The sequence below is a fragment of the Altererythrobacter litoralis genome, assembly GCF_036324225.1.
Classification (GTDB): domain Bacteria; phylum Pseudomonadota; class Alphaproteobacteria; order Sphingomonadales; family Sphingomonadaceae; genus Erythrobacter; species Erythrobacter litoralis_A.
The window spans coordinates 122,627-147,059 of sequence record NZ_JAZDQV010000007.1; the positions used below are offsets into that span (position 1 = coordinate 122,627).

30 protein-coding genes are annotated in these 24,433 nt (G+C 64.0%); 16 read left to right on the top strand and 14 right to left on the bottom strand.

Annotated features, from left to right (window positions below; genetic code table 11):
• The first annotated feature begins 46 nt into the window (after positions 1–46).
• The 10 genes from VRS74_RS08820 (at position 47) to VRS74_RS08865 (ending at position 7,276) form a co-directional block, all read left to right on the top strand.
• On the top strand, positions 47–949 hold the full coding sequence (locus VRS74_RS08820) for a helix-turn-helix domain-containing protein (protein ID WP_354144889.1): 903 nt from the start codon (positions 47–49) through the stop codon (positions 947–949).
• A gap of 104 nt (positions 950–1,053) precedes the next feature.
• Positions 1,054–1,464 carry an SUF system Fe-S cluster assembly regulator gene (locus tag VRS74_RS08825; RefSeq protein WP_354144926.1) on the top strand — a complete coding sequence of 137 codons (411 nt, stop codon included), beginning with the start codon at positions 1,054–1,056 and terminating at the stop codon, positions 1,462–1,464.
• Entirely contained in the window at positions 1,461–2,957 is a 1,497-nt protein-coding gene (gene sufB, locus VRS74_RS08830) for a Fe-S cluster assembly protein SufB (RefSeq protein WP_354144890.1), read from the top strand. The genes VRS74_RS08825 and sufB overlap by 4 nt, the downstream gene beginning before the upstream one ends.
• Positions 2,954–3,475 carry an endonuclease domain-containing protein gene (locus VRS74_RS08835; protein ID WP_354144891.1) on the top strand — a complete coding sequence of 174 codons (522 nt, stop codon included), beginning with the start codon at positions 2,954–2,956 and terminating at the stop codon, positions 3,473–3,475. Before sufB ends, VRS74_RS08835 begins: the two co-directional genes overlap by 4 nt.
• Entirely contained in the window at positions 3,472–3,666 is a 195-nt protein-coding gene (locus VRS74_RS08840) for a hypothetical protein (protein ID WP_354144892.1), read from the top strand. Before VRS74_RS08835 ends, VRS74_RS08840 begins: the two co-directional genes overlap by 4 nt.
• Before the next feature lie 32 nt (positions 3,667–3,698).
• Positions 3,699–4,442 (top strand): Fe-S cluster assembly ATPase SufC, encoded by a 744-nt coding sequence (sufC, locus tag VRS74_RS08845; protein WP_354144893.1) that lies wholly within the window; start codon positions 3,699–3,701, stop codon positions 4,440–4,442.
• Positions 4,439–5,188, top strand: coding sequence for a SufD family Fe-S cluster assembly protein (locus tag VRS74_RS08850; RefSeq protein ID WP_354144894.1), 750 nt, complete (start codon positions 4,439–4,441; stop codon positions 5,186–5,188). Before sufC ends, VRS74_RS08850 begins: the two co-directional genes overlap by 4 nt.
• Positions 5,185–6,423 carry a cysteine desulfurase gene (locus VRS74_RS08855; RefSeq protein ID WP_354144895.1) on the top strand — a complete coding sequence of 413 codons (1,239 nt, stop codon included), beginning with the start codon at positions 5,185–5,187 and terminating at the stop codon, positions 6,421–6,423. Before VRS74_RS08850 ends, VRS74_RS08855 begins: the two co-directional genes overlap by 4 nt.
• The gene (locus VRS74_RS08860; protein ID WP_354144896.1) at positions 6,420–6,920 is read left to right on the top strand and encodes an SUF system Fe-S cluster assembly protein; all 501 of its coding nucleotides are present in this window, start codon (positions 6,420–6,422) and stop codon (positions 6,918–6,920) included. Before VRS74_RS08855 ends, VRS74_RS08860 begins: the two co-directional genes overlap by 4 nt.
• On the top strand, positions 6,920–7,276 hold the full coding sequence (locus tag VRS74_RS08865; RefSeq protein ID WP_354144897.1) for a HesB/IscA family protein: 357 nt from the start codon (positions 6,920–6,922) through the stop codon (positions 7,274–7,276). Before VRS74_RS08860 ends, VRS74_RS08865 begins: the two co-directional genes overlap by 1 nt.
• A 28-nt stretch (positions 7,277–7,304) precedes the next feature.
• On the opposite strand, the gene VRS74_RS08870 is transcribed toward VRS74_RS08865, so the two are convergent.
• The gene (locus tag VRS74_RS08870; protein ID WP_354144898.1) at positions 7,305–8,246 is read right to left on the bottom strand and encodes a hypothetical protein; all 942 of its coding nucleotides are present in this window, start codon (positions 8,244–8,246) and stop codon (positions 7,305–7,307) included.
• Positions 8,247–8,327: 81 nt separating this feature from the next.
• The gene (locus VRS74_RS08875; protein WP_354144899.1) at positions 8,328–8,777 is read right to left on the bottom strand and encodes a hypothetical protein; all 450 of its coding nucleotides are present in this window, start codon (positions 8,775–8,777) and stop codon (positions 8,328–8,330) included.
• Between the two features lie 127 nt (positions 8,778–8,904).
• Between VRS74_RS08875 and VRS74_RS08880 the strand changes: the two genes are divergently transcribed.
• Entirely contained in the window at positions 8,905–9,900 is a 996-nt protein-coding gene (locus VRS74_RS08880) for an adenosine kinase (protein ID WP_354144900.1), read from the top strand.
• Positions 9,901–9,906: 6 nt separating this feature from the next.
• Here the strand turns inward: VRS74_RS08880 and VRS74_RS08885 are convergent, their stop codons facing one another.
• The 4 genes from VRS74_RS08885 to purD all read right to left on the bottom strand — a co-directional run bounded on the left by VRS74_RS08885 (position 9,907) and on the right by purD (position 12,974).
• A complete protein-coding gene (locus VRS74_RS08885) occupies positions 9,907–10,725 on the bottom strand; it encodes a hypothetical protein (RefSeq protein ID WP_354144901.1) in 819 nt (272 codons plus the stop codon).
• Positions 10,726–10,804: 79 nt separating this feature from the next.
• Positions 10,805–11,176 (bottom strand): cytochrome c, encoded by a 372-nt coding sequence (locus VRS74_RS08890; RefSeq protein ID WP_354144902.1) that lies wholly within the window; start codon positions 11,174–11,176, stop codon positions 10,805–10,807.
• A gap of 73 nt (positions 11,177–11,249) precedes the next feature.
• On the bottom strand, positions 11,250–11,669 hold the full coding sequence (locus tag VRS74_RS08895) for a DUF1330 domain-containing protein (protein ID WP_354144903.1): 420 nt from the start codon (positions 11,667–11,669) through the stop codon (positions 11,250–11,252).
• 24 nt (positions 11,670–11,693) lie between these two features.
• The gene (gene purD / locus VRS74_RS08900) at positions 11,694–12,974 is read right to left on the bottom strand and encodes a phosphoribosylamine--glycine ligase (protein WP_354144904.1); all 1,281 of its coding nucleotides are present in this window, start codon (positions 12,972–12,974) and stop codon (positions 11,694–11,696) included.
• On the opposite strand from purD, the gene xseA reads away from it, so the two are divergent.
• From xseA to VRS74_RS08915, 3 genes are read left to right on the top strand one after another with little or no spacing between them, the layout of a single operon-like run.
• Positions 12,973–14,445: an exodeoxyribonuclease VII large subunit gene (gene xseA / locus VRS74_RS08905; RefSeq protein ID WP_354144905.1), complete on the top strand. Its 1,473-nt coding sequence runs from the start codon at positions 12,973–12,975 to the stop codon at positions 14,443–14,445. The genes purD and xseA overlap by 2 nt on opposite strands.
• Positions 14,446–14,481: 36 nt before the next feature.
• Positions 14,482–14,685 (top strand): DUF2093 domain-containing protein, encoded by a 204-nt coding sequence (locus VRS74_RS08910; RefSeq protein ID WP_354144906.1) that lies wholly within the window; start codon positions 14,482–14,484, stop codon positions 14,683–14,685.
• Positions 14,682–15,605, top strand: coding sequence for a M23 family metallopeptidase (locus tag VRS74_RS08915; protein ID WP_435521394.1), 924 nt, complete (start codon positions 14,682–14,684; stop codon positions 15,603–15,605). Before VRS74_RS08910 ends, VRS74_RS08915 begins: the two co-directional genes overlap by 4 nt.
• Positions 15,606–15,690: 85 nt before the next feature.
• Here VRS74_RS08915 and rpmB read toward each other — a convergent pair whose 3' ends face one another.
• A complete protein-coding gene (gene rpmB, locus VRS74_RS08920; RefSeq protein ID WP_354144907.1) occupies positions 15,691–15,978 on the bottom strand; it encodes a 50S ribosomal protein L28 in 288 nt (95 codons plus the stop codon).
• A 166-nt stretch (positions 15,979–16,144) separates the two neighbouring features.
• Between rpmB and VRS74_RS08925 the strand changes: the two genes are divergently transcribed.
• The gene (locus tag VRS74_RS08925; RefSeq protein WP_354144908.1) at positions 16,145–16,600 is read left to right on the top strand and encodes a nucleoside deaminase; all 456 of its coding nucleotides are present in this window, start codon (positions 16,145–16,147) and stop codon (positions 16,598–16,600) included.
• A gap of 367 nt (positions 16,601–16,967) precedes the next feature.
• Here the strand turns inward: VRS74_RS08925 and VRS74_RS08930 are convergent, their stop codons facing one another.
• The 4 genes from VRS74_RS08930 to VRS74_RS08945 form a co-directional block, all read right to left on the bottom strand.
• Entirely contained in the window at positions 16,968–17,363 is a 396-nt protein-coding gene (locus VRS74_RS08930) for a TspO/MBR family protein (RefSeq protein ID WP_354144909.1), read from the bottom strand.
• A 352-nt stretch (positions 17,364–17,715) separates the two neighbouring features.
• On the bottom strand, positions 17,716–18,576 hold the full coding sequence (gene nadC, locus VRS74_RS08935) for a carboxylating nicotinate-nucleotide diphosphorylase (RefSeq protein WP_354144910.1): 861 nt from the start codon (positions 18,574–18,576) through the stop codon (positions 17,716–17,718).
• 85 nt (positions 18,577–18,661) lie between these two features.
• Positions 18,662–19,459: a LytR/AlgR family response regulator transcription factor gene (locus tag VRS74_RS08940; protein ID WP_354144911.1), complete on the bottom strand. Its 798-nt coding sequence runs from the start codon at positions 19,457–19,459 to the stop codon at positions 18,662–18,664.
• Complete coding sequence (locus VRS74_RS08945; protein ID WP_354144912.1) at positions 19,456–20,676, bottom strand: sensor histidine kinase; 1,221 nt, start codon at positions 20,674–20,676, stop codon at positions 19,456–19,458. The genes VRS74_RS08940 and VRS74_RS08945 overlap by 4 nt, the downstream gene beginning before the upstream one ends.
• A 95-nt stretch (positions 20,677–20,771) precedes the next feature.
• On the opposite strand from VRS74_RS08945, the gene VRS74_RS08950 reads away from it, so the two are divergent.
• Positions 20,772–21,368, top strand: coding sequence for an HD domain-containing protein (locus VRS74_RS08950; RefSeq protein WP_354144913.1), 597 nt, complete (start codon positions 20,772–20,774; stop codon positions 21,366–21,368).
• Here VRS74_RS08950 and VRS74_RS08955 read toward each other — a convergent pair.
• The 3 genes from VRS74_RS08955 to VRS74_RS08965 are packed head-to-tail and all read right to left on the bottom strand — an operon-like array spanning position 21,355 to position 24,427.
• Positions 21,355–22,353, bottom strand: a complete 999-nt coding sequence (locus VRS74_RS08955; protein WP_354144914.1) for a M48 family metalloprotease — start codon at positions 22,351–22,353, stop codon at positions 21,355–21,357. The two genes, VRS74_RS08950 and VRS74_RS08955, sit on opposite strands and share 14 nt — an antisense overlap.
• Positions 22,353–23,075: a DsbA family protein gene (locus VRS74_RS08960; RefSeq protein WP_354144915.1), complete on the bottom strand. Its 723-nt coding sequence runs from the start codon at positions 23,073–23,075 to the stop codon at positions 22,353–22,355. The genes VRS74_RS08955 and VRS74_RS08960 overlap by 1 nt, the downstream gene beginning before the upstream one ends.
• Positions 23,072–24,427: a M48 family metalloprotease gene (locus VRS74_RS08965; RefSeq protein ID WP_354144916.1), complete on the bottom strand. Its 1,356-nt coding sequence runs from the start codon at positions 24,425–24,427 to the stop codon at positions 23,072–23,074. Before VRS74_RS08965 ends, VRS74_RS08960 begins: the two co-directional genes overlap by 4 nt.
• Positions 24,428–24,433 lie beyond the last annotated feature (6 nt).

Genomic DNA, 24,433 nt, shown 5'->3' on the forward strand with positions numbered 1-24,433 from the left:
AATATGAGCTTTCGTCTCGGCTGCGTCGCAGATATTGACCGCAGCCATGGTTGGTGGGCAGCCATTCAGTTTTGAGTTCGTACCGGCTCCGGCCGACCTGTCGCCGTACCTGAATTCGCTCTACGTCCTACGGATCGGCCCGCATCGGATCGAAGAGGTCCTTCCCGCCTATTCGGGCCAGCTGATGCTGGCGAGTTCCGGCAAGGGCCGAATGGATTTCGGGGACGGCTTTGTCGAAGCGCCTGAAGACGCGTTCTTCACCGGCCCGCTTACAGCCGCGCGACCCTTCTCGATTGACGGACCTGCGCTATTGCTCGGCGCTTCGTTCACCTTCCACGGATGGGCGGCGCTGACCCGGCTGCCGACGGTCCAGAACAGCGACCGCTTCCTGACGGCCGAGCAGGGGCTCGGCGGCCCGGCAGGGGGAGATGCGCTTTCCCTGACCAGGCGTGTGCGTGCAGGCGAGATCGACGCGCAGGCGGCGCTAGGCGAACTCGGTGCAATCCTGCGCACGGCGATCAAGCCGCTACCGGCTGGCCATGCCGACCTGATTCAGGCGACATATGACTGGCTCAGCAGCAGCCTGAACCCGGAACCCGAAAGGCTCTACGCGTCGCTGCCACTTTCGGAGCGGCAGGTGCAGCGGCTGGTCAAACGGTTCTTCGGCCTCGCCCCTTCGCGCCTACGTCGGCGTTATCGCGCGATTCGGGCCGCGACGCTGCTGGCCGATCCCGGACTCAGCGACGCGCGGCGGATCGAAGTGCTCCAGTCCTTCTATGACCAGGCGCATATGATTCGCGAGATTCGCGAATTCACCGGGCGCACGCCGCGGCTGCTTGCCAGCAGGAAGGATGCCGTGGGTGTCGAGACGCTCGGCCCGCAAGGCTATGGCGTCGTTGAACTGTTCGCGGGCGAAGAGGCGGAACAGCTCGGCAAGGAGCCCGGCTAGGCTCGTTTGAGAGTGACTCGCAACAGGCGATTCGCATTGAAACCTCGCATTTGCGCTCCTAACTGCAAATCGGAACGAATCAGTCCGATTTGAGCTGGAGTGTCATGCGCCTGTCCAACCTTGCCGATTATGCCGTCGTCACGATGAGTGCGGCCGCGCGCCATTGCGGCGGCGGACGGACTTCGGCGACCGAGCTCGCGGAAGAGACCGGCCTGCCGCTGCCGACGGTGCAGAAGCTTGTCAGCATCCTTGGCAAGGCCGGGCTGCTGCGCAGCGTGCGCGGCGCGGGCGGCGGGTTGCAGCTGGCACGCCCGGCCGCCGCGATCACCGTGGCCGATATCGTCGAAGCGGTGGAAGGGCCGATTGCGCTTACCCAATGCGTCGAAGGGCAGGATTGCGCGGTCGATCACGCCTGTTCGCTCAAGCCGCACTGGCCGTTCATCAATCAGGCCCTGCGCGGCGCGCTGGCGGGAATTCCGCTGACACAGCTCGTGGTGCAGCGAGAAGCGGCATGAGCGAGAACGCCAGCATGCAGGACGCTGAAGTCCAGGACCGGGAAGCGCGCGAAGCCGCGGCCAAGGCCGCCGAGTATGAGCACGGCTGGTCGGCGGATATCGAGACCGAGTTCGCCGAAAAGGGCCTGACCGAGGATACCGTCCGCTTCATCAGCGCCAAGAAGAACGAGCCCGAATGGATGCTCGAATGGCGGCTCAAGGCCTTCCGCCTGTGGCAGACGATGGAAGAGCCCGATTGGGCCAAGCTCGGCTATCCGGCGATCGATTACCAGGACGCCTATTATTACGCCGCGCCCAAGAAGAAGGTGCAGCTCGAATCGCTCGACGAGCTCGATCCCGAAATCAAGGCGGTTTACGACAAGCTGGGCATCCCCGTGGCGGAGCAGGAAGTGCTCGCCGGGGTCAAGGGCGCGCGCAAGGTCGCGGTCGATGCCGTGTTCGACAGCGTCAGCGTTGCGACGACGTTCCGCGAGGAACTGAAGAAGGCGGGCGTCATCTTCCTGTCGATCAGCGAAGCGATCCGCGAACACCCGGAGCTGGTGAAGAAATGGCTCGGTAAGGTCGTGCCGCAGCATGACAATTTCTTCGCTACGCTCAATTGCGCGGTCTTTTCGGACGGCACTTTCGTCTATGTGCCCGAGGGGGTGCGCTGCCCGATGGAGCTCAGCACCTATTTCCGCATCAATGCGGAGAACACCGGCCAGTTCGAACGCACGCTGATCATTGCCGAAAAGGGCAGCTACGTCTCATACCTCGAAGGCTGCACCGCACCGATGCGCGACGAAAACCAGCTCCACGCCGCCGTGGTCGAGCTGGTCGCGCTCGAAGATGCCGAGATCAAGTATTCGACCGTGCAGAACTGGTATCCGGGCGATGCGCAGGGCAAGGGCGGGATCTACAATTTCGTTACGAAGCGCGGGCTGTGCCAGGGCGCGCGCAGCAAGATCAGCTGGACCCAGGTCGAAACCGGCAGTGCGGTCACGTGGAAATATCCCAGCTGCGTGCTCAATGGCGAAGACAGCGTGGGCGAGTTCTACTCGGTCGCGGTCACCAACAATTACCAGCAGGCCGACACCGGCACCAAGATGATCCATAACGGGCGCGGTTCGCGATCGACCATCATCTCCAAAGGCATTTCGGCGGGCAAGAGCAACAACACCTATCGCGGGCTGGTGCGCGTCGCCGCCAATGCCGACGGCGTGCGCAATTTCACCCAATGCGACAGCCTGCTGCTGGGCGACCAGTGCGGTGCGCACACCGTGCCCTATATCGAAGTGAAGAACCCTTCTGCCCAGATCGAGCACGAGGCGACGACAAGCAAGATCAGCGACGACCAGCTGTTCTACGCCATGCAACGCGGCTTGCCGCAGGAAGAGGCGGTGGCGCTGATCGTCAACGGTTTCGCCAAGGATGTGTTGAAGGAATTGCCGATGGAATTCGCCGTCGAGGCGCAGAAGCTGCTGGCGATCAGTCTCGAAGGGAGCGTGGGGTGAGCGAAAAGAAAACCCTCAAGCTTCGTGATCCGTCCGAGGCTCCCACCGAGACCCCCGCGCTTAAGAAGAAGGGGCGCGGCTGGGAAATCTCGGAGAAGCGGCTCGATGCGCTGCACGAGCAGGCGCGCGAGATGCGTCGCCATTCTTCCGAGGCGCACAAGGCGCTGGCGGCGCGCTTCGCCAAGGCCGACATGGGGCGCTACAAATTCACCCGCCATGCGGTGATTGGTTCGGCCATCGTCGATTTCGGCTGCCACAACCTTGGCATGGCGATTGCCATCGACGAGGAAGGCGCGAACGAGGCTATCGCCAAGCGCCGCGACAAGAGCCTCGAAGCGGTTGGCATCCGCGTGATGCGGATCAAGGCGCAGGACATTCTCGAAAACATGGATGCGGTGCTGCAGCGGATCACCGCCGGGATGCGCATGCGCATCGGCGACAAGCAGGAAGCGCGCCGCGCGCACCAGGCAAGCTCGCGTCCGCGTCGCCCCGCCGCCCGTAAGGGAGAGGCGCAATGATGCCCACAATCAACGATCTCATGGCGCCCGACATGCAGAAAATCCTGCTGTTCGTTGTACCTGCCATCGCGCTCGTCGCCGGCCTCACCATGAACCTAAGCCGTGGTTTCTCGACCCTGGGCGTGGTGTTTATCGTCGTGTGCGGGCTGGCCGCGCTTTATTTCCTGCCACAGTTTCTCGAGCTTTTTTGAGCCTTCGGGCCGACGGATGATGACCCGCTGACATGCTGACAATCGACAACCTCCATGCCGAGATCGACGGCAAGCAAATCCTCAAGGGCCTCTCGCTCACCGTGAATGCGGGCGAGGTGCACGCGATCATGGGCCCCAATGGCGCGGGCAAATCGACGCTGGCCTATGTGCTGGGCGGCCGCCCCGGCTATGATGTGACCGAGGGTTCGGTCGAGTTCGCGGGCGAGGATTTGCTCGAACTCGAACCCTATGAGCGCGCCGCTGCGGGCCTGTTCCTCGGCTTCCAATATCCGGTCGAAATCCCCGGCGTGTCCAATGTCCAGTTCCTGCGCGAAGCGCTCAACGCCCAGCGCAAGGCGCGCGGCGAAGAGCCGCTGTCGGGCGGCGAATTCCTCAAGCTGGCCAAGGAAAAGGCCGGTCTGCTGCGGCTCGACATGGACATGCTCAAGCGCAATGTGAATGTCGGCTTTTCGGGCGGCGAGAAGAAGCGCGCCGAAATGGTCCAGATGGGCATCCTCGACCCGAAATTCGCCGTGCTCGACGAAACCGACAGCGGGCTCGATATCGATGCGCTACGGATCGTGGGCGAAGGGATCAACGCGATCATGCGCCGCCCGGACAAGGGCGTGCTACTGATCACGCACTACCAGCGCCTGCTCGATTACGTGAAGCCCGATGTAGTGCATGTGATGGTCGCGGGCCGGATCGTGAAGTCGGGCGGGCCCGAAATTGCGCTCCAGCTCGAACAGGAAGGCTACGAAGCGGTCGCGGCATGAGCGAACTGGCTACCCTTCCGACCACGCAGGACGAGGATTGGCGCTATGCCGATTCCGGCTGGCTCGCCGCGGCCGATGCCGAGGCGCTGGCCCACTGGAAGGAGCTTGCCGTTCCCGCAGGCGAAGCGCTGGTTGAAACGCGCCTTGCCGGCGAAGGAGTTGAGCGGCTGCGTGTCGCCGTGGGGCGCGATGCCCGCTTCGAACTCTATGCAATCAATGCTGCCGGGCCATATGCCCGCCTCGAAGTCGAAGTGACGCTGGAAGAAGGCGCGCATTTCGAGTTCGGCGGAGTGACGATCGGCGGCGGCGACAATCGGCAGGAATTCGTCACGCGCACGATTCACGCGCATCCGGGTGCGACCTCGAACCAGGTCGTGCGCGCGGTGCAGTGGGGCCATGCGACGGGCAATTTCCTTGGCCGGATCAAAGTGGTCCGCCACGCGCAAAAGACCGATGCGGCGCAGAATTTCCGCGCGATCCTGCTCGAAAAGGGCGCTTCGGCCAACGCCAAGCCCGAACTCGAGATCTTCGCTGACGACGTCAAATGCGCGCATGGCGCGGCGATCGGCCAGCTCGATCAGCAGGCGGCCTATTACATGGCGGCGCGCGGGATTCCGCCCGAAGTGGCGCGCAAGCTGCTGGTGCAGGCCTTCATCGGCGATGCCTTTGTCGCCATGGCCGACGAAGCGCAGGCCGAAGCCATGCTCGAACGCGCGCTGGCGAAGCTCGACGAGGCGGCGCTTTGAACGAGCTGTCGACCTTGGCGCGGTTTGGCGATGTACGGGCGCAGTTCCCCGGCATGATAACGGGCGAGGGCAAGCCCTGGCATTATCTCGACACTGCCGCGACCGCGCAGAAGCCGCGCGTAGTGATCGATGCGATGGCGCGCGCACTGGGCGAGGATTACGCTACTGTCCATCGCGGGGTCTATGCCCGCTCGGCCGAAATGACGCTCGCCTATGAAGGCGCACGGCGGCGTGTGGCGGAGTTCATTGGCGGCAGCGAGGACGAAATTGTCTTCACGCGCGGCGCGACCGAAGCGATCAACCTTGTTGCGGCGACCTGGGGCATGGAGAACATCGGGCCGGGCGACCGCATCCTGCTTTCCGTGCTCGAGCATCATTCGAACATCGTGCCGTGGCAGATGCTGGCCGAGCGGACCGGCGCGCAGATCGATATCTGCCCGCTCACCTCCGATGGCTGCATCGATCTCGACGCCGCGGAAGCCATGCTGACCGAGCGGCACAAGCTAGTGGCGCTGGCGCATGTCTCGAACGTGCTTGGCTCGGTGCTCGATGCGAAGCGCGCTGCCGATCTCGCCCATGGCGTGGGCGCGAAGCTGCTGCTCGACGGCTGCCAGGCCGCACCGCGGCTGAAGGTGGATGTGGCGGCGATTGGCTGCGATTTCTACGTGTTCAGCGCGCACAAGCTCTATGGCCCCACCGGCATTGGCGCTCTGTGGGCGCGCAGCGAGATCCTCGCCGCCATGCCGCCCTATCAGGGCGGCGGCTCGATGATCGACCGCGTGACTTTCGAGAAGACCACCTATGCCCCGCCGCCGCAGCGCTTCGAGGCGGGCACTCCGGCAATCGCCGAAGCCATCGCGCTGCATGCCGCCGTAGACTTCATCGAAGCCATCGGACTCGACAATGTTCACGCGCACGAACGCGCGCTGGTGGCGAAGCTGCGCGAAGAGCTCGGCGCGATGAACGACATCACGCTGTTCGGCCCGGCCGACAGCGCGGGAATCGTCAGTTTTGCGCTCGGCCAAGGGAGCGGGACTGTTCACCCGCACGATCTGGGCACCATATTGGATGAAGCGGATGTGGCGATCCGCGCCGGGCATCACTGCGCGCAGCCGCTGATGGACCATCTGGGCGTGCCGGCAACCGCGCGCGCCAGTTTCGGGATCTATTCGGATGAAAGCGATATTGTGGCGCTGCTCGAAGGCATCGCCCGCACGCGGAGGATATTCGCATGAACAAACCGGCCGAGGAAAAGCAGTTTGTGGCCGCACCAGCGCCCAATGAAGAGGTGGTCAAGCCTCCCCGCGCGCGCGTGGAAGACGCGGTCGATAACGACGAGACGCCTGCCGAGAAGCTTGAGCGCAAGCGCGATTACCTCGAGGGGTTCCTGCAGAAGAAGCCCGAGAATCTCGGCGCGGGCGAACCGGGCGGCGAGCTTTACGAAGCGGTGGTGGCTGCGCTCAAGGAAATCTACGACCCGGAAATCCCGGTGAACATCTACGATCTCGGGCTGATCTACGGGGTCGAGATCACCGATGAAGCCGATGCGATCATCACCATGACGCTCACAACGCCGCATTGCCCGGTGGCCGAAAGCATGCCCGGCGAAGTCGAGCTGCGCGCGTCCAGCGTGCCCGGCATTCGCGATGCGGAAGTGAGCTTGGTGTGGGACCCGCCATGGGGCCCCGACAAGATGAGCGACGAAGCGCGGCTCGAACTGGGGATGCTGTGATGACCGAAACCAAGACCCGCCAGATCCCGGCTGCCGTCAAGCTTACCGCTGCCGCCGAAGCGCGGATTGCCGAGCTGATGTCCAAGGCGCCCGAGGGCGCGATCGGCGTGAAACTGTCGACTCCGCGCCGCGGTTGTTCGGGCCTCGCCTATTCGGTCGACTACGTCACCGAGGAAGCGAAGTTCGACGAGAAGATCGCAACGCCGGGCGGCACATTCTACATCGACGGCGCCAGCGTGCTCTATCTCGTCGGCTCGACCATGGATTGGGTCGAGGACGATTTCACCGCGGGCTTCGTGTTCGAGAACCCCAATGCCAAGGGCGCATGCGGCTGCGGCGAGAGTTTTATCGTCTGACCGTCGCCTGCCTCGGAGGTTCCCGTTCTCAGCCCTCGTCGATAATCCGGGCCAGCAGGGCGCGCTCGAGATCGTCGACCTCGCCATCGGCACCGATCATCTTCTCGAGCCATTCCTGTTCGAAATCTTCGACCAGGTTTCCGGCGGCAGCCGCTTCGACATAGCTTTGGCCCTTGTCGTTCTTGCCGAAGACCTTGCCGAAATGGTTGCGCGCCTGCGGCACTTCGCGCGCCATCGCGCCAAAGAAGCGGCCGACGCGGGCGCGGTTGTCAGCGACGAAGCTTTCGAGTTCCTTCACCCGCTCATGGCTTAGCTGGGCGTTCTGGAGCTGGAACCCCTTGAGGTAGTTCGCCACGCCATCGACGAAGAGCTCGTCCCACAGCGGCGAGTTCTCATCCTGCAGGGTTGCATCTTTCAGGCGGAACAGCAGTTCGGCATCCTTGCGGGTGACGGCCGCCGGGCCGTGCCCCCCGCTGGCGAAAATCACGCGGCGCAGGATGCGGCATTCGGCGGCGCTGATATGTGTGGCCGAAAGTTCGCCACCGCAGCGCGTGGGGCCAAAACCGGTCATGATCTCGCGTTCGACCTGGCGCAGCACGTAATCCTTGAAGAATTCGGGCACATTCTGCGCACGCTCGATCACGCGGACGAGCAATTCGAGCTCGGCCATGCTGTCGACCTTGCCGTCATGGTCGATCGCCCCGATCAGCCAGCGCGCCTTGTCATCGCTGCACATGCCTCTGGGTTCGCTGCCGTTGAGCACGAATTCGCCGATCGCTTCGACAAAGAAGTCGACCCACTCGGGCGAAGGCTGCTTCAGCGCGCGATTGATCGCGAAGATCGCTTCGGCTTCCTCGCGATAGATCTTGCCATCGCCCCAACCCAGCTGGCGCAGCGAGAACAGTTCCTCGGCGCTCACTTGGCCGTCTTCGGCGACGCGGCGGGCCAGATCGGCAAACTGGATGCTCATGATGCACGGATCCCCTGAATTTCCATGGGGACCGCTATCGCAGAACAGGCTTAAGACGGGGTTACCGCCGAAATCCGGCGATCATCCGCCTCCGAGCGCGGCAACGCAGGCTGCGCGATCGACATTGCGACCGTCGCTGGCGCGGCGCGCTTCGACATGGGTCGCGACGGGAGCTGCACCGGGCTGCATCGGGTAGAGGAACACGTCGAGCACGCAGGGCTCGCCCGCGAATTGCAGCTTGCGTGCATCGCCCTCCAGCACGTCGAGGCGCGGCTTGCCGAAGCGTCGCTCAAGCTGGGCTGCGCCCGCGCCGATGACATTCTCGAGCCCGGGCAGGCGCATCACTTGCGGCGCGATGAAGCCTGAAGTGGGCGGCGCAGGATTGCTCGGGGGCACGCGCACGGCGGGCGGCGCGGTAGTGACAGGCCCCGGGCGCGGCTGGCTTACTGGCGGCGGGCTGCCAGCGGAAACGCAGGCGGCTAGGAGGGGTAGCGGAGCGAGCGAAATGAGGAGTTTGCGCAGATCGGGCATGGCGCCGTTTCCTAGCGATCTCGCGCCAAGTCAACGCTGCAAGCGACAATCCGCCCTTGGCGCGCGCGCTGCGGGGCGCTAGGCGGCGCGGACCGCATCAGTTTCGGCAACAGAATCAGGAATTCGCGTGACCAAACCCCGTTATGACGTGATCGCCATCGGCAATGCCATTGTCGATGTGATGTCCCCCGCCTCCGACGAGCTGATCGAAGAGCTCCAGCTCAATCGTGGCGGGATGACTTTGGTCGATGCCGAGCGCGCCAAGGAACTCTACGACGCGATGGGCCCGGCGCGCGAGATTTCGGGCGGTTCGGCAGCCAACACTTTGGCGGGTCTCTCGGCGCTCGGCGCGCAATGCGCCTTCATCGGCCAAGTCGCGGACGACCAGCTGGGCGAAGTCTTCGCGCATGACATCCGCGCCGTCGGGATCGATTTCGACGTCGCGCCGCGCGAGGGAAATCCCCATACGGCGCGTTGCCTGATCTTCGTCACGCCCGATGCGCAGCGTACGATGAACACTTTCCTGGGCGCTAGCCAGTTCCTGCCGCCCTCGGCGCTCGATGCCGAAGCGGTGGCGGCTGCCAAGGTGCTCTACCTCGAAGGCTACCTGTGGGATCCCGAAGAACCGCGCGCAGCGATGCGCCGCGCGATCGAGGCGGCGCGTGCTGCCGGGCGCGAAGTGGCTTTCACCCTGTCCGAAGTGTTCGTGATCGATCGCCATGGCGACGATTTCCGCGCGCTGATCGAGGACGGGCTGATCGACATTTTGTTCGCCAACCACCTCGAACTGTTTGCTTTGACGGGCACCGATACGATTGAAGACGGCATCGCCGCGCTTCATGGCAAGGTGCCGACGCTGGTGGTCACCCGCAGCGCCGACGGTGCCGTCGCGATCCGCAATGGCGAGCGCGCCGAAGTCGCGGCCGAACAGATCGACGAAGTGGTCGACACCACTGGTGCAGGCGACCTTTTCGCTGCCGGCTTCCTCTATGGCCACGTCAATGGCGAGCCGCTTGAGCGGTGCCTGCGGCGCGGGGCGATTGCCGCGGCCGAGATCATCTCGCATTATGGCGCGCGGACCGAGGTCGACCTCAAGGCGCTGATGTACGAAAAGCTCGCCTAAATCCGCTCAGGCGGTTGCCGTAGCTCTCTTGGCTGGAACGCCCCCGGCGCGCCAGCCAAGCCATCCTGCCAGCCCGCCCGCAGCTATCCCAGCAATTGCAGTCGCGCCGAGCGGGATCTGCGCATAGGCGCCGAACAGCGAGCCGAACTGCGGGATGAAGGGTGCATTCCACATCGCCACCGCCTGCAGCGCCATGAAGAACGACGCAACCAGCCATGGTGCGCCATGCTTGCGGTCCATGAAATAGAGCGTCATCGCGAAGACGACCGCCATCCCGTCAGAAATGACGATCGTATCCTGCACCGTGTGCAGGCCTCCGCTTCCGATGAAGTTCATCCATGGGAACAGGCTGTCCATCACGCGGCTGAAGGGCGATTCGAACAGGATCAGCGGAGTCGCCAGCATGTATCCGGCGTGCAGCTTGATATTCCGGCGGTTCTTGAGCGCCTGGTAGAACAGCGTGAGGTAGGCCGCGATCGCGATCACCATGCCGATGCCGAAGGCGGGGCCGTTGTGCATGATGAATTCGCTTTCGCCCTTGGCATAGCGCTGCGCCGAGACGTCGATGATCATTACGAAGCCAAGGATGAGGAATGGGAACAGCGCGAAGCTGGCCAAGCCCATCTGCTTGTGGAAGGCGTTGGACCGGCGATGGATCGCGACGCTCTGGATAATCAGCAGTAGCAGCCAGGTGGTCGAACTGATCGCGTGGACATGGAATGCCAGCGGAACATTGGCGATTGGCGACCAGTAGCTGGCCCAGAAACCGACCAGGATGACCAGCAGGACGAAGCCGACGTAATAGTGGCCATAGCGATAAGGCATCGAGCAATCCCCCCTCGATGCGACCCTGCCGGCGATGTATCACAAAGCGTGTGTGAGAGCCAAACGGGCTTTTCGGAGCTTAATCCGGTACCCGTTTGTAGCCATCGCTGCGCAGTGTGAGGATATAGTCGGCAATCTCTTCCACTTGCGGCTGGTCGAGATCGAAATCCATCACTTCGGGATAATTGTGCGCATCGGTGAGCCAGGTGACCAGCGTTGCGCGGGTCAGGCCTTCGCGATTGGCTATGTCGGCAAAGGGCGGCGATTGGGAGTTGGGCGAAAGACCCGGAGCCTCGACCGCGTGGCACCCGCCACACGCGGCCTGCACGAAGGCTAGCCGGTGATGCTCGGCCTCGCTGACCGGCGCTGGCGGCGGGGCACTTTCCACGCTGCCCGCGCCATAGGCCTGCTGGCACGCTGTGGCTGCCAGCAGGATGAGAACAGGGATCATTTTCCGCCGCATATGCCTAACCTCGCTTCTCGCGCATTCGAGCATGCCCCGCACCACGGGGCATTGACCGCGATCAACCCTTTCCTCCAGCCGCTTTGGTCCTGATATTGAGTTGGCCTGCCAGGCCTGCAGTACGGTGCACCGCGACCGCCTGGTAATCGGGCGACATGACCATTCCCTGGAAGGCGGCGAGCGATGGATATTCCACCAGCGCCACCATGTCCCAAATCTCCTCGACTTCACCCAGCATGAGGCCGGTCACCGCGCCGCTGTAGATCGGACGCCCGCCAAGTTTACGGACTATCTCGGTCACTTCGACGCCGTAGATCGCATAGGCCTCGGCGCCCGACATGCCCCGGTCGGTGCCGTCCGGATATTCGGCCCTCTGCTTGAACTTGAGCAGGTTGACCATCACGAAGGGGCCATCCTCGTGCGACCCGAAGAACTCCATCATTCGCTCGGGCGTTGGTGTGACCTGGTTCTCGACCTTCATGATGCTCTCTCCCTCGTTCCGGTCCTAACTACGCTCACGCTCGACTTCGCGCCAGCCGATGTCGCGCCGGCAGAAGCCCGAAGGGAAGTCGATCGCAGCGACCGCGCGATAGGCCGCTGCCTGCGCTTCGCTAACATTGCGGCCGCGAGCGGTCACATTGAGCACGCGCCCGCCATTGGCGATCAACTGCCCGTCTTTCAGTGCAGTGCCTGCATGGAACACCTTGGCGCCTTCCGATTCCGCGCCGTCGAGGTCTATCGTGCCGCCCTTTTCGGGCGTGCCGGGATAGCCCTTGGCCGCCATCACCACGGTGAGCGCCGTGGCGGCGTCAAACTTCGGAGAGCCGCTGCCCAGCTGGTCGAGCTCGCCGCGCGCGCAAAGCCACATGATCCAGGCCAGATCGTCGTCCAGCCGCATCATCAGCACCTGGCATTCGGGATCGCCGAAGCGGGCGTTGTATTCGATCAGCTTGGGGCCATCGGCGGTCAGCATCAGTCCGGCATAGAGCACGCCCGAGTAGGGCATGCCTTCGGCCGCCATGGTGCGCACGGTCGGCTCGATGATTTTGCGCATGGCGCGTGCTTGCAGCTCTTCGGTCAGCACCGGCGCGGGCGAATAGGCCCCCATGCCGCCTGTGTTGGGGCCGGTGTCGCCGTCGCCCACGCGCTTGTGGTCCTGCGCAGTGCCGAAGGGCACGATCGAGCTGCCGTCGGTGAGCGCGAAGAAGCTGGCTTCCTCGCCGATCAGGAATTCCTCGATCACCACTTCCGCGCCCGCCGCGCCGAAAGTGCCGCCGAACATGTCTTCCAGCGCGGCTTCGGCTTCCGACCATGTCTCAGCGATCACCACGCCCTTGCCTGCGGCCAGCCCGTCAGCCTTGAGCACATAGGGCGGGTCGAAGCGGTCGAGCGCTTCCAGCGCCTGCTTGAGCGAACTGGTGCGCACATAGCCAGCCGTGGGGATCCCTGCGCGTTCGCACAAATCCTTGGTGAAGCCCTTGCTGCCTTCGAGCTGCGCGGCATCCTTGGATGGGCCGAACACAGGGACGCTCTCGATGCGCAAGCTGTCGCCCAGCCCGTCGACCAGCGGGGCTTCCGGCCCCACCACCACCAGCGCGATTTCATGGGCCTTGCAGAAAGCTATGACAGCGGCGTGGTTCGTAGCGTCGAGCGCGACCAGCTCTGCTTCCTCGGCAATTCCGGGATTTCCGGGTGCGGCATACAGCTTTGTGCAGCTCGGGGATTGCGCCAGCTTCCAGGCCAGCGCATGTTCCCTGCCGCCCGAGCCCAGAAGAAGGATGTTCATGACCGCCCCCGATGAGAGTGAAGAAGATGGCGGGCTGGTAGCGCGCAATCGGCAAGGCGACAACGCCGCGCCGCTCTCGATCACCGAGATTTCGAACATGCTGAAGCGCGTGGTCGAAGATCGCTTCGGCTTCGTGCGGCTGCGCGGCGAGCTGTCGGGGGTCAAGCGTGCGGCATCGGGCCATCTCTATCTGGCGCTGAAAGACGAGAATGCCGTGCTCGACGGGGTGATGTGGCGCGGCAGTGCCCAGCGCCTGCAATTCTCGCCCGAAGACGGGATCGAAGTGATCGCTACCGGCAAGCTCACCACTTATCCCGGGCGCTCGAAATACCAGATCGTGATCGACAGCCTGGAGATCGCAGGCGAAGGCGCGCTGCTCGCGCTGCTCGAGAAGACCAAGGCCAAGCTCGAGGCCGAAGGGCTGTTCGCGCGGGAGCGCAAGCGCGCGCTGCCGTTCCTGCCGCGAGTGATCGGGGTGGTGACGTCGCCTACCGGATCGGTGATCCGCGACATATTGCACCGGCTGGCCGATCGTTTCCCTTCGCATGTGCTGGTCTGGCCTGTGCTGGTGCAGGGGCAGGGCGCTGCGGAGCAGGTCGCCAATGCATTGCGCGGGTTCTCCGCGCTTGGCGTTGGTGGGCCGATCCCGCGCCCCGACGTGGTGATCGTCGCGCGCGGGGGCGGATCGATCGAAGACCTGTGGAGCTTCAACGAGGAAGTCGTGATCCGCGCGATCGCCGCCTCAACCATCCCGGTGATTTCGGCGGTGGGGCATGAAACCGACACGACGCTGGCCGACTATGCCGCCGATCGTCGCGCTCCCACGCCCACGGCGGCGGCCGAGATCGCCGTGCCGGTGCGTGCCGACCTGGTCGCCACAGTGGCCGATCTCGCCAATCGCCAGCGGCGTGCGGTGTTGCGCCCGGTCGAGCTGGGGCGCGAGCGGCTGGAGGCGCGGGTGCAGCGCATGCCTCGGCTCGACCAACTGCTCCAACCGCACTCCCAAAGGCTCGACGATTTGGGCGAACGCTTGCGGCGCGGCTTGATGGACCGCGCGGGCCGTGGGCGCGAGCAATTGGCGGGCACTTCGGCGCGGCTTTCGCCCGCGCTCTTGCGGCGCAGTGCGGGGGATGCCCAGCGCCAGCTCGAACGCGTGCGGCTGGTGCCCGAACTCGTCACTCGACCGATAGAGCGCAAGCGTGAGGCGCTCGGCGCGCTTGCCCGGCTCGCCCAGCAATTCCACCCCGAGGAACCGCTGCGGCGCGGCTATGCGATCGTGCGCGATGCCAATGACAAGGCGCTGACAAGCCGCGCGCTCGCCGCGAAGGAAGCCGCGCTGGTGCTGCAATTCGCGGACGGGCGGCTCGACGTGGTCCCGGCGGACGCCCCACCACCACCGCCTCCCTCGCCACGCAAGCGAGCGCGCAAACCCGCAGCGGATTCGTCCCGGCAGGACGATCTCTTCGGTTAATTGCCCGTTCGGCAAGCACTTGCTAAAGGCTAGCCCATGCTGATGTCGTCAAGCGATGGAGAGGCCAAGCTCTACTACGGGCCGAGCACGTTCAGGGTGCTGCGCGGCGGCAAGTTCGTGCGCTGTTCAGTGAGCCGCGAGCCGATTGCGCTCGAAGAGCTGCGCTATTGGAGCGCCGAACTGCAAGAGGCCTATGCCACTTGCGAAATCGCGACGCGGCGGCTGCTAGGGCAACGATGAGCGGCGCGCGTGCCGCCCGCCTGGCCCCGCCGGTGGCCGCGCTGGCGCTGCTTGCGGCATGTGGCGACGATCCCGAAATCAAGGAGGCACCGCGCCAACTTCCGACGCTCGCGCTCGCCAGCATGGCCATGGATGCACTGCCTTCCAGCGACAACGCCGCGCCTCGGAAGCTGAGCTATCGCGGCGAAGTGACCCAGGGCGGCTGGATCACCGGGCAAGCCACGGTGGGCACGCGGTCGCTGCGGCTGGGCAAGACAGAAGTGCAGCTTGCGCCCGACGGCAGCTTCTTTGCCGCCTTCGATCGCGACGCGGCGGGTGAAGCGGTATTGTCGGGCGAACTGGCCGATGGCTCGCGCTTCAGCGAGGCGTTGGCGGTTTCGCCGCGGGACTGGAACATCGAACACGTCATTGTCGCGCGCAGGCCCCGAGGCGCGGCGAGCGAGGCCTTCCTTGCGCGCCGCATGCCCGAGCTTGAGGCCATTGCCGCGGCGCGCGCACAAGAGACCGGCGCGCAAGGCTGGCGGCAAAGCTTCCGCTGGCCGGTGAAGGGGCGGATCTCGGGGCGTTTCGGCTCGCAGCGGGTCTATCGCGGGGAGCCGGGCAGCTACCACTCCGGGCTCGACATCGCGCCGGGCGCAGGCACGCCCTTCGTCGCTCCGGCCGATGGTGTGGTGGTGCTGGCGGCGGACGATTTCTCGCTCGAAGGCAAGTTGCTGATCATCGACCACGGGCAGGGGCTCAACAGCGCCTTCCTCCATGCCTCGCGGCTGATGGTGAAGCTGGGCGACCGGGTGACGCAAGGCCAGCATATCGGCAATGTCGGGGCGAGCGGGCGGGCAACCGGCCCGCATCTGCACTGGAGCCTGAAGTGGCACGACGCGCGACTCGACCCTCTGTTGTTTGTCAGCCAGCAGGACTGAGCGGCCCGTCAAATCCCGACGCAAAAAAGCGCGCGAGTTTCCCCGCACGCCCATTGCTTTGAACCGTGCCCTTGCGGGCAGGGAATCAGGCGGCTTCGCCGGCCTTCTTCAGCTCGCGCTTCACCTTCAGCGCATTGGCCGAAAGCTTTTCGTCGCTGGTCTTGAGCAGCCAGTTGTCGAGCCCGCCATTGTGCTCGACCGAGCGCAGGCCATGGGTCGACACGCGGAACTTGAAGCTGCGGCCCAGCTTTTCGCTCAGCAGCGTGACGTTCTGCAGGTTCGGCAGGAACACCCGCTTGGTCTTGTTGTTGGCGTGGCTCACATTGTGGCCCACCTGGCGGCCCTTGCCGGTCAGTTCGCAAATACGCGACATGATATCTCTCGTTCGTTCTCTAATTGCTGGCAGCCGAGCGAATCGGACAGCCATTCACAATCGGTATGAAACCGTCAGGTTTCCCGGAAAGCGGCGCGCATAGCGGCGGCCTCACGAATCGTCAAGCAAAGTTGCGGCTTTGCCCGAGTGCGTATAGCGCGCGGATATGACTAAGTGGCCGATCCCGCATGCGATGCAGCTGGCGCTCGACGCCGCGCGTGCGGCGGCGGCGGAAGGCGAAGTGCCGATCGGCGCGGTGGTGACCCGCGGTGACGAGGTGCTGGCGGTCGCCGCCAACCGCACCCGCACCCCGCCCGATCCAACCGGCCATGCCGAGATCGTGGCGCTGCGCGAAGCTGCGGCTAAGCTGGGCAGCGAGCGGCTGATCGGCTGCGACCTCTATGTTACGCTTGAGCCTTGTGCCATGTGCGCGGGGGCGATCAGCCACGCAAGGATCGCGCGGCTCTATTATGCGGCACCCGATCCCAAGGGCGGCGCGGTGGAGCATGGCGCGCTTGTGTTCGAACAGAAGCAGTGCCTGCACAAGCCCGAGGTCTATGCCGGCATGGGCGAAAGCGAAGCGGCAGAGCTGCTGCGCGATTTCTTCAAGGCGCGGCGGTGAATCGAGCTGTTCAGCCTGCGTGCGGGGCTCGCCGAACGATGCGACACATGCGACATAGTCCTGAAAGAGAAAACCCTCCCCCAGCATGTGACGCGAGGGCTGGCTTTGGGACGATCCGACGATGGCAAAGAGCCCGGCTCTCTTGCCAGAACGCAGCCATGTAGGAAAATCGGAATGGCTGCTAGCGACCCAATTGCGGATGAAAGAAAGTCGGTATCCTCAGAACACGAAGCGTCGTCGCTTTTGTCGCATGATCCTTTGGCAAGATTGGTTGCGGAGCAGGGGTTCGCCCCCGCACGCGGACGATGATGATCCCGGCAAGTGGCTCACAGGTTCTTGTTTATTGGCTCACCATGCGCGCCCAAGACTACAAGTTATACCAACTGATACTCAATTGCAGCACAGAGGCAATCGACACCCAAACAAGATAAGGAATTTGCGCAAGCGCGACCCATTTGTAGTGCTTCCAGATTGCAACCATCATCCAGATTATCGATCCCCATACCAACAAGATATCTAGTGCTGCCAAAATCAGGCTTTGAAGCCCGAACTGGATTGGCGTGAATGCAAAATTTGCGATCAGATTGATGACGAATGGCCAAGTAACGCGCCATGGCAGTTTCTTGCGCACCGCCTGTATCATGACAAAAAAGAATGTTGCGAGGATGATCGGGTAAAGCACCTGCCAAACCATCCCGATCGTGGCAGGATCAGGCGTCCACGAGGGCTTCACAAGATTGTTGTACCACTCCATCCAGGACATTGTCCGCTCCCTAACGCTTCACTCGATCCATCGCATTGGCAGACATGACACTCGTCCAGAGCAGGTGCAAGAAACGATCGGGCGGTTAGCCAAGCGATAGTAGATATTGCTTCGCAAACTGCGTGGAGAACGGGCTCAAACCCGCTACACGCGGATTGTGATCCTGTCGGTCACCACTTGTGATTCTGCCGCCGCTTGTCCGCTTTCCACCCAATACCGGACTCTCCCTACAACCCTCGCCAGATCTTCGCGGGGGTGCTGTCTTTCGGCCCGAACCGCGCGTCGGCGCTTATGCGCCGCCCCTCGGAGGCAATGGCCCCAAAAAATTTTGGGCCATTTGCCGCGAGAGAATTCATAAGGGCGTAAAGTCCAGCCCGATATCGGCGGCGGGAGCGCTTTGCGTCAGCCGCCCGACGGACACGTAATTCACCCCGCTAGCAGCCTTGGCCTTGATCGTGTCGAGATTGATCCCGCCCGATGCCTCGGTCGGGACGCGGCCCGCAACGATGCCCACTGCCTCGCGCAGCTTTTCGGCGGCCATATTGTCGAGCAGCAGGCGGGTCGCCCCGGCTGCAAGCGCGGGTTCGATCTGGTCGAGCCGGTCGACCTCGCAGATGATCTCGGTCACGCCCGCTGCGACCGCGCGCTTCACCGCTTCGCCGACCGAGCCGGCAACAAGCACGTGGTTGTCCTTGATCATCGCTGCATCCCACAGCCCCATGCGGTGGTTGCTGCCGCCGCCCATGCGCACGGCGTATTTCTCGAGCATGCGCAGGCCGGGGATTGTCTTGCGCGTGTCGAGCAGGGTGCAGTGGGGATTGTCCATCGCATCGACATAGGTGCGCACCAAGGTGGCGATGCCGGAGAGGTGCTGCACGGTGTTGAGCGCGCTGCGCTCCGCAGTCAGCATGGCGCGGGCATTGCCGCTGAGGCGCATCAGGTCTGTGCCGGGGCTGACCTGCGCGCCTTCCTCTACCAGCACTTCGATTTCCATCGCCGGGTCGAGCGCACGGAAGAAGGCTTCGGCAATCGGCAGTCCCGCGACCATGATCGCGTCGCGGCTGTCCATCACGCCCGAAAAGCGCGCATCGGCCGGGATCACGCTTTCGGATGTGACGTCATGCCCCCCGCCGGGCAGGCCCGTTCCGAGGTCTTCGGCCAGCGTGTCGCGCACGAATGCGGCGAGGTCGAAACCGGGAAGTTCAAATGCCATTCTTGCTCCGTTCGGGCTGAGCCTGTCGAAGCCCTGTCTTTCATTTCAGGAAAAGCAGCCCTTCGACAAGCTCAGGGCGAACGGTTTAGTGGACGAAGCGCGCCACCACGTCCCTGTAGGACCGACTCACCTTCACCTCGGCTCCGCTCTCAAGCACCAGGAAGCATTCGCCATTGGTGTGCGGGCGCACCTGGCGCACGAGGTTGAGGTTGACGATCCAGCTGCGATGCACGCGCTGGAACACGCGCGGATCGAGCCGCCGCTCGAGATCCTTCATCGTCTCGCGCAGGATCAGCGAATTGTCCGCAGTGTAGATGCACATATAGTCGCCGGCCGCTTCGATCCGTTCGATCGTGTCGACATCGACGCGGAAAATCTGGCCGCGATCCTTTACATTGATCAGCTTTTCGAAACGGTCGCTCGCTTCGCCGTCGGCGGCTGAGAATTCCTCGGCCTTGTCCGGCGCGACTTCCGCCAGCACGCTCATCAGCTTGTCGGCTTCCTCGGCGGACTTCTTTTCCGCCAGCCGCTGGCGCACGCGTTCGATCGTGTCGGCCAGCTTGTCGGGGTCGACCGGTTTCATCAAATAATTGACCGCATTGGCTTCGAACGCGCGGATCGCATGCTCTTCATAGGCAGTGACGAACACGAACAGCGGCGGCTCGATCTCCATCACGCCCTTGACGACGCCGAAGCCGTCGAAGCCGGGCATCTGGATGTCGAGGAACACCAGATCGGGTTTCTCGGTCTTGATCGTGCGGATCGCTTCGCGCCCGTTCGAACAGGTGGCGATCACTTCGATGTCCTCGAAGGGTTCAAGCCGGAGCTGCAGGCCCTGTATGGCCAGTTTCTCGTCATCGACCAGGATGGTGCGGATTGTCATGCGTTGGGTTCCATACTGCGCCCGTGCGCAAGGCTTGCCGCGGGCGTCTGTTTGGCCGGCAATGCCGACTGGGTGGGGGGTGCCGCTTCGGGTTGGGGTGGCTCGGCGGCAGCGGTCTCGTAAGGAATTTCGATCACCACGGTGAAGCCGCCGCCCGCGCCGGAGCGGGTTTCGAACCGGTGGTTGGGGCCATAGGCTTGCGCCAGCCGGTTGCGGATATTGGCGAGGCCGACCCCGGTCGAAGTCGGGCGGCCCGGCACGCCATGCATGCGCAGCATGTCTCCCTGCCGCGGCCCTGCCAGCCCAGGGCCGGTGTCCTCGACCTTGATCTGCAAGCGGTGCCCCCGCACGCGGGCGCTGAGCGAGATCCGCGCGCCTTCCTCTTGGGGGGAAACGGCGTATTTGACGGCGTTCTCCACCAGCGGCTGGAGCAGCATCGAAGGCAGCAGCGCGTCGCGCGCCGGGTCATCGATCTTGAATTCGGTCCTGAGCCGTTCTTCGAACCGCATGCGCTCGATATCGAGATAGAGCTGCAGCGTTTCAACCTCCTGCGCCAAAGTCACCTGGCTGCCGGGTTCCATGATCAGCGTGTGGCGTAGGAAGGCCGACAGGCGCGACAGCATGGCATTGGCCGGTTCGGTCTGCTTCAGCAGCACCAGCGTGCTGATCGAATTCAGCGTGTTGAACAGGAAATGCGGGTTGAGCTGGTAACGCAGCATGGCCAGCTGCGCGCTGGTCGCCTGCGCTTCGAGCCGCTCGAGCCGGTCGGCCTGTTCCTCCACGGTGAGGAAGTAGTTGATCGCGTAATAGAGCGCGCTCCAGCCGCCCAGCAGCGTCAGCGGGATGTAGCTGAGACCGATGAAGCGCTGCGCGAAGGTGGTTTCCCGGATTCCTGCGTAGTAGATGCCCTGCACCCAGGCGTCGATCGAGGCATAGATCGTCACCGCCACCATCAGCGCCAGCACGGTCGTGCCCCAGGTCACAAGCGGCTGCTTGCTGATCAACTGGCGATAGATCACCGACAGCACCAGGCTGATCGAGAAGCCGGTGATGGTCGCGACGAGAATCACCGCCACCAGGTCCCACGGCTGGCCGTTGGCGATCGCCGCGCTCGCGCGCAGCAGGAATGCGCCTCCCCAGCCGGCGAGCTGGAGGTTCCAGAATGCCCGATTCTTGTTTGCGAAGAAGGGCGTAGGGCGGAAAGGCAGCATGGCCATTGCTAATCCCTTAGCCGATTTGAGCGGCGGGGTGCAGTTTGTTTTGCCGCTTGCCGTCGCGCAGGTTACACTGTCCGTCTGCAAGGAGAGGTATGATGGCCACTTTGGAACATCCGGGCGAACACGCCAAATTCACCGCCATGACCGAAGGCACTGCCGAGGATTGGGCGATCATCGGGCGCGAATACCGCGATTTCGCGAAAGGCGTCGCCGATCGTGTGCTCGACCACCTCAAGCTGCTCAAGGGCGATTTCGGCGGCTTCCCGGTGTGCCGGCTCGAACATTCGCTGCAGACCGCCACGCGTGCGCATCGCGACGGGCGCGACGAGCGCTATGTGGTGATGGCGCTGCTGCATGACATTGGCGACACGCTTGGCACCTACAACCACCCCGATGTGGCGGCAGCGATCATCAAGCCCTTCGTGCCCGAGGAATATCACTGGATCTGCGAGAAGCATGGCGCCTTCCAGGGCTATTATTACTTCCACCTCGTCGGCATGGATCGCGACATCCGCGAGCAATATCGCGGCCATCCGCATTTCGAAGCTTGCGCGCATTTCTGCGAGAAATACGACCAGGCGGCGTTCGACCCCAATTACGACAGCGCGCCGCTGAGCTTCTTCGAGCCGATGGTGCGCCGGGTGATGGAGCGGCCGATCAATTCGATGTACGCCAAGATCACCGAGGATTGACGCCTAACCGGCGCTCGATCTCGCGGCGGAAGTGCGCCCGCCAGTCGGCAATGCCTTCATCGCGCTGCAGCTGCTGGACCAGCGCCGTCTCGGCCTCAATCGCTTCGGCGCGCTCGTCCCACCCGTCATGGCTGCGCTTGCGCAGGATCCCGCCCGAATGGCGAGGTCCCCACAACTGCATGAAGCGAATGGCGGCACCGGGATCGTAACCGGCATTGGCAAGCAGCCACGGCATCAGGCGGTCGGCCTCGCGCTCGGTCAGCCGGATATTCTTTTGCTTGCGGCCTTCGCTATCGAGCCAGGCGCGATGCCTGAGCAGATTGTGCGCGAGCTCATGCGCGATTGCGGCGGCCAGCTCGTCTTCGGCGTAATCGAAGCCGGGAAAGTCGCGGTCGATGATCACGCGCGATCCTTCTGCGACTGCACGCTTGCCGCTGCCGCCGAGTTCGAACCGCGTGGCGCAGGCCATCACCGGAGCGAGCGCGATTGGCGCGCCGCCACTCGGCGTCACGACGACTGTCCCGCGCTCCGCCAGTCGCGCATCGATCAAATCGTGCGCGCGGACCGTTCGCCGCCAGCCACGCGAACCGGAAATTTCCCAGCTATTGGGATCTTCCCCGTCGATTGCGGCGATCTCGCTGCCCGGGGCCAATCCCGCCGCAGCCGCCGGCGAGCCCGATGCCACCGTCAGCACCGCGAAATCGCGCGTGAGGCCAAACAGGCGGCGCATCGTCTCCGGGTCGCCATAGCTTGCCATGTCGTGCAGCTGCAGGCCCACCGCGGGGATGGCCTTGTCGCAAAAGGGGGCGTTGGCGACCGCAAGTTTCCAGCCGATGTCCTGCAGCCTTTGTTCGAGCGCTTGCCGTTCGGAGAAGATTTGCAGCGCCTGAGCGGACCCGACCTGCTGTGCCGCCGCCCCGCTCGGCGCGGCGAGCGCCAGCACCATGGCCGAAGCGATCAGGGCCAGGCTGGGCCTGCCAGCCATCAGCTCTCGCCGGGCTCAAGCGCCTCCTTGAGCGCGCCATATCCCACTGCGCCTTCGAAGGCGCGATCCTTCGTCACCCAGCTGGGCGTGCCCGAAAAGCCGAGCTGCCCGGCCAGCGCCTGATTACGCGCCAGTTCCTGCGCCACTTCGTCCGAGGCGGCGTCGGCGCGGGCACGCTCGAGGTCGAGCCCGGCCTCGCGCGCGGCTGCCTCGACGCTTTCGGGCGAGACCGGGCCAAGCCGGAACATGGCGTCATGGAAGGCGGCGTATTTGCCCTGTTTCGCGGCGGCGAGCGCCATTTGCGAAGCGACTTCGCTGCCTTGGAAGATCGACCATTCGCGGACCACGATCTTCACTTCGGGGTCGGATTCGATCAGCCGGTGCACGTCGGCCTGGCTCATCGCGCAATAAGGGCAATTGTAGTCGGTGAACTCGACCAGCACTTTCGAGCCGTTGGGATTGCCCAGCACCGCGCCCGGGAACGGCGTCATAACCTGCTCTGAAATGCCTGCCAGCCGGTCCTTCGCCTGCTGCGACTGATAGGCTTCGGCCATCTGCGGCAGGATGTCGGGATTGGCGAGTAGGTAGCTTTTGGTGCGCGCGTCGCCGAGGCCCGAATAGGACCAGATTGCAGCTCCGGCGAAGCCGAATACCAGCGCCACCGCGGCGGTGCGAAGTAAAGTCTTGAAATTGTCGGTCATCTTGTCCCCGGTCGAACTCACTTTCGGTCGCGCATGCGCTCAAGCTCGGCGCGTGCCTGCAGTGCGATATCCTGCGCACGAATCCAGTCGGGCGTGCCGCGCTCCAGCCCCATCTCGGCGGCCTGCGCGCTGCGCAGCGCCTCGGGATAGCGGCGGCTCATGACCTGCTGTTCGGCGCTGGCGAGCCGCGCTCGCGGCATGTCGCCGCGCGCGGCGTAGACCACGCCGAGCTGGTACCATGCGAAAGGGTTGAGCCGGTCGCGCGCGACAGCGGACTTGAGCACCCTTTCAGCTTCCTCGAAGCGCGCCGGATCTTCGGTCGCGATCAGTGCATGGCCGAACATGGCGGCGATCAGCGGCTGGCTGCCGCTGTTGTCGGTGGCCTTGCGGAGATAGGGCAGTGCACCTTGCGGGTCGCCCGATTCGAGCCGGACTTGCCCGGCCAGTTCGAGGAAATAGGGGTTTTCCGGATCGGTCGCGAGCAGGCCTTCGGCCTCTTTCATCGCGTTATCGATCAGCGCGCTCTTGTGATAGGCATAGGCGCGCGCGTAGCGCGCGGGGATGCTGGTGTCGTATTTGGGATAGGCCGAGAGCGTCTTTTGCGGCTCGGCAAGATAGCCATAAAGCTTGGCCTTGACCCGTTCGAAGCGCGCCTGCAGCCTGGGGTCGTCGGGTGCATTCCATGACGGGTCGACGATATAGGTCTCGCGCAATCGCGCGATGCGATCGCCCGAAAGCGGGTGAGTGCGGGTGAAGGCGGCGTCGTCGTCCTGGCTCACGCCATAGCGGAATTCGAGGCTCTGCAATTTGCCGAAGAAAGCCAGCGATCCGCGGCCCGAAATGCCCGCCTTGGAAAGATATTCTGCACCTGCCGCATCGGCCGAGGATTCCTGCACGCGGCTGAAAGCGAGGAACTTGCCCAGCGCCGCGCGCTGCCCGGCCTGCATGATGCCGATGGCGGCGTCGCCTGCCCCGGCCAGCGCCGCGCCCACTCCCAGCAGCAGGCTGAGGATCGAGATATTGCTGGCTGCGGCCATGCCTTCGTCGAAACGAACGATATGGCCGCCGGTGATGTGGCCCAGCTCGTGCGCGATCACGCCTTGCACTTCATTGGCGGTGTCGGCCGCGTTGATCAGCCCGCTGTGGATGTAGACGGCCTGCCCTCCGGCAACGAAGGCATTGATCGTCGGGTCGTTGATCAGAATGATGTCGACATTGCCTGGTTCGAGCCCGGCTGCCTTCACCAGCGGTGCGGCCATGTCGTTAAGCAGTGCTTCGGTCTCCGCATCGCGCAGCACAGATTGTGCGGCGGCGGGATGGACCGACAGCAGCAACGCGGCAAGGAAAGCGACGAAATGGCAAAACAGGCGCATGTTGAT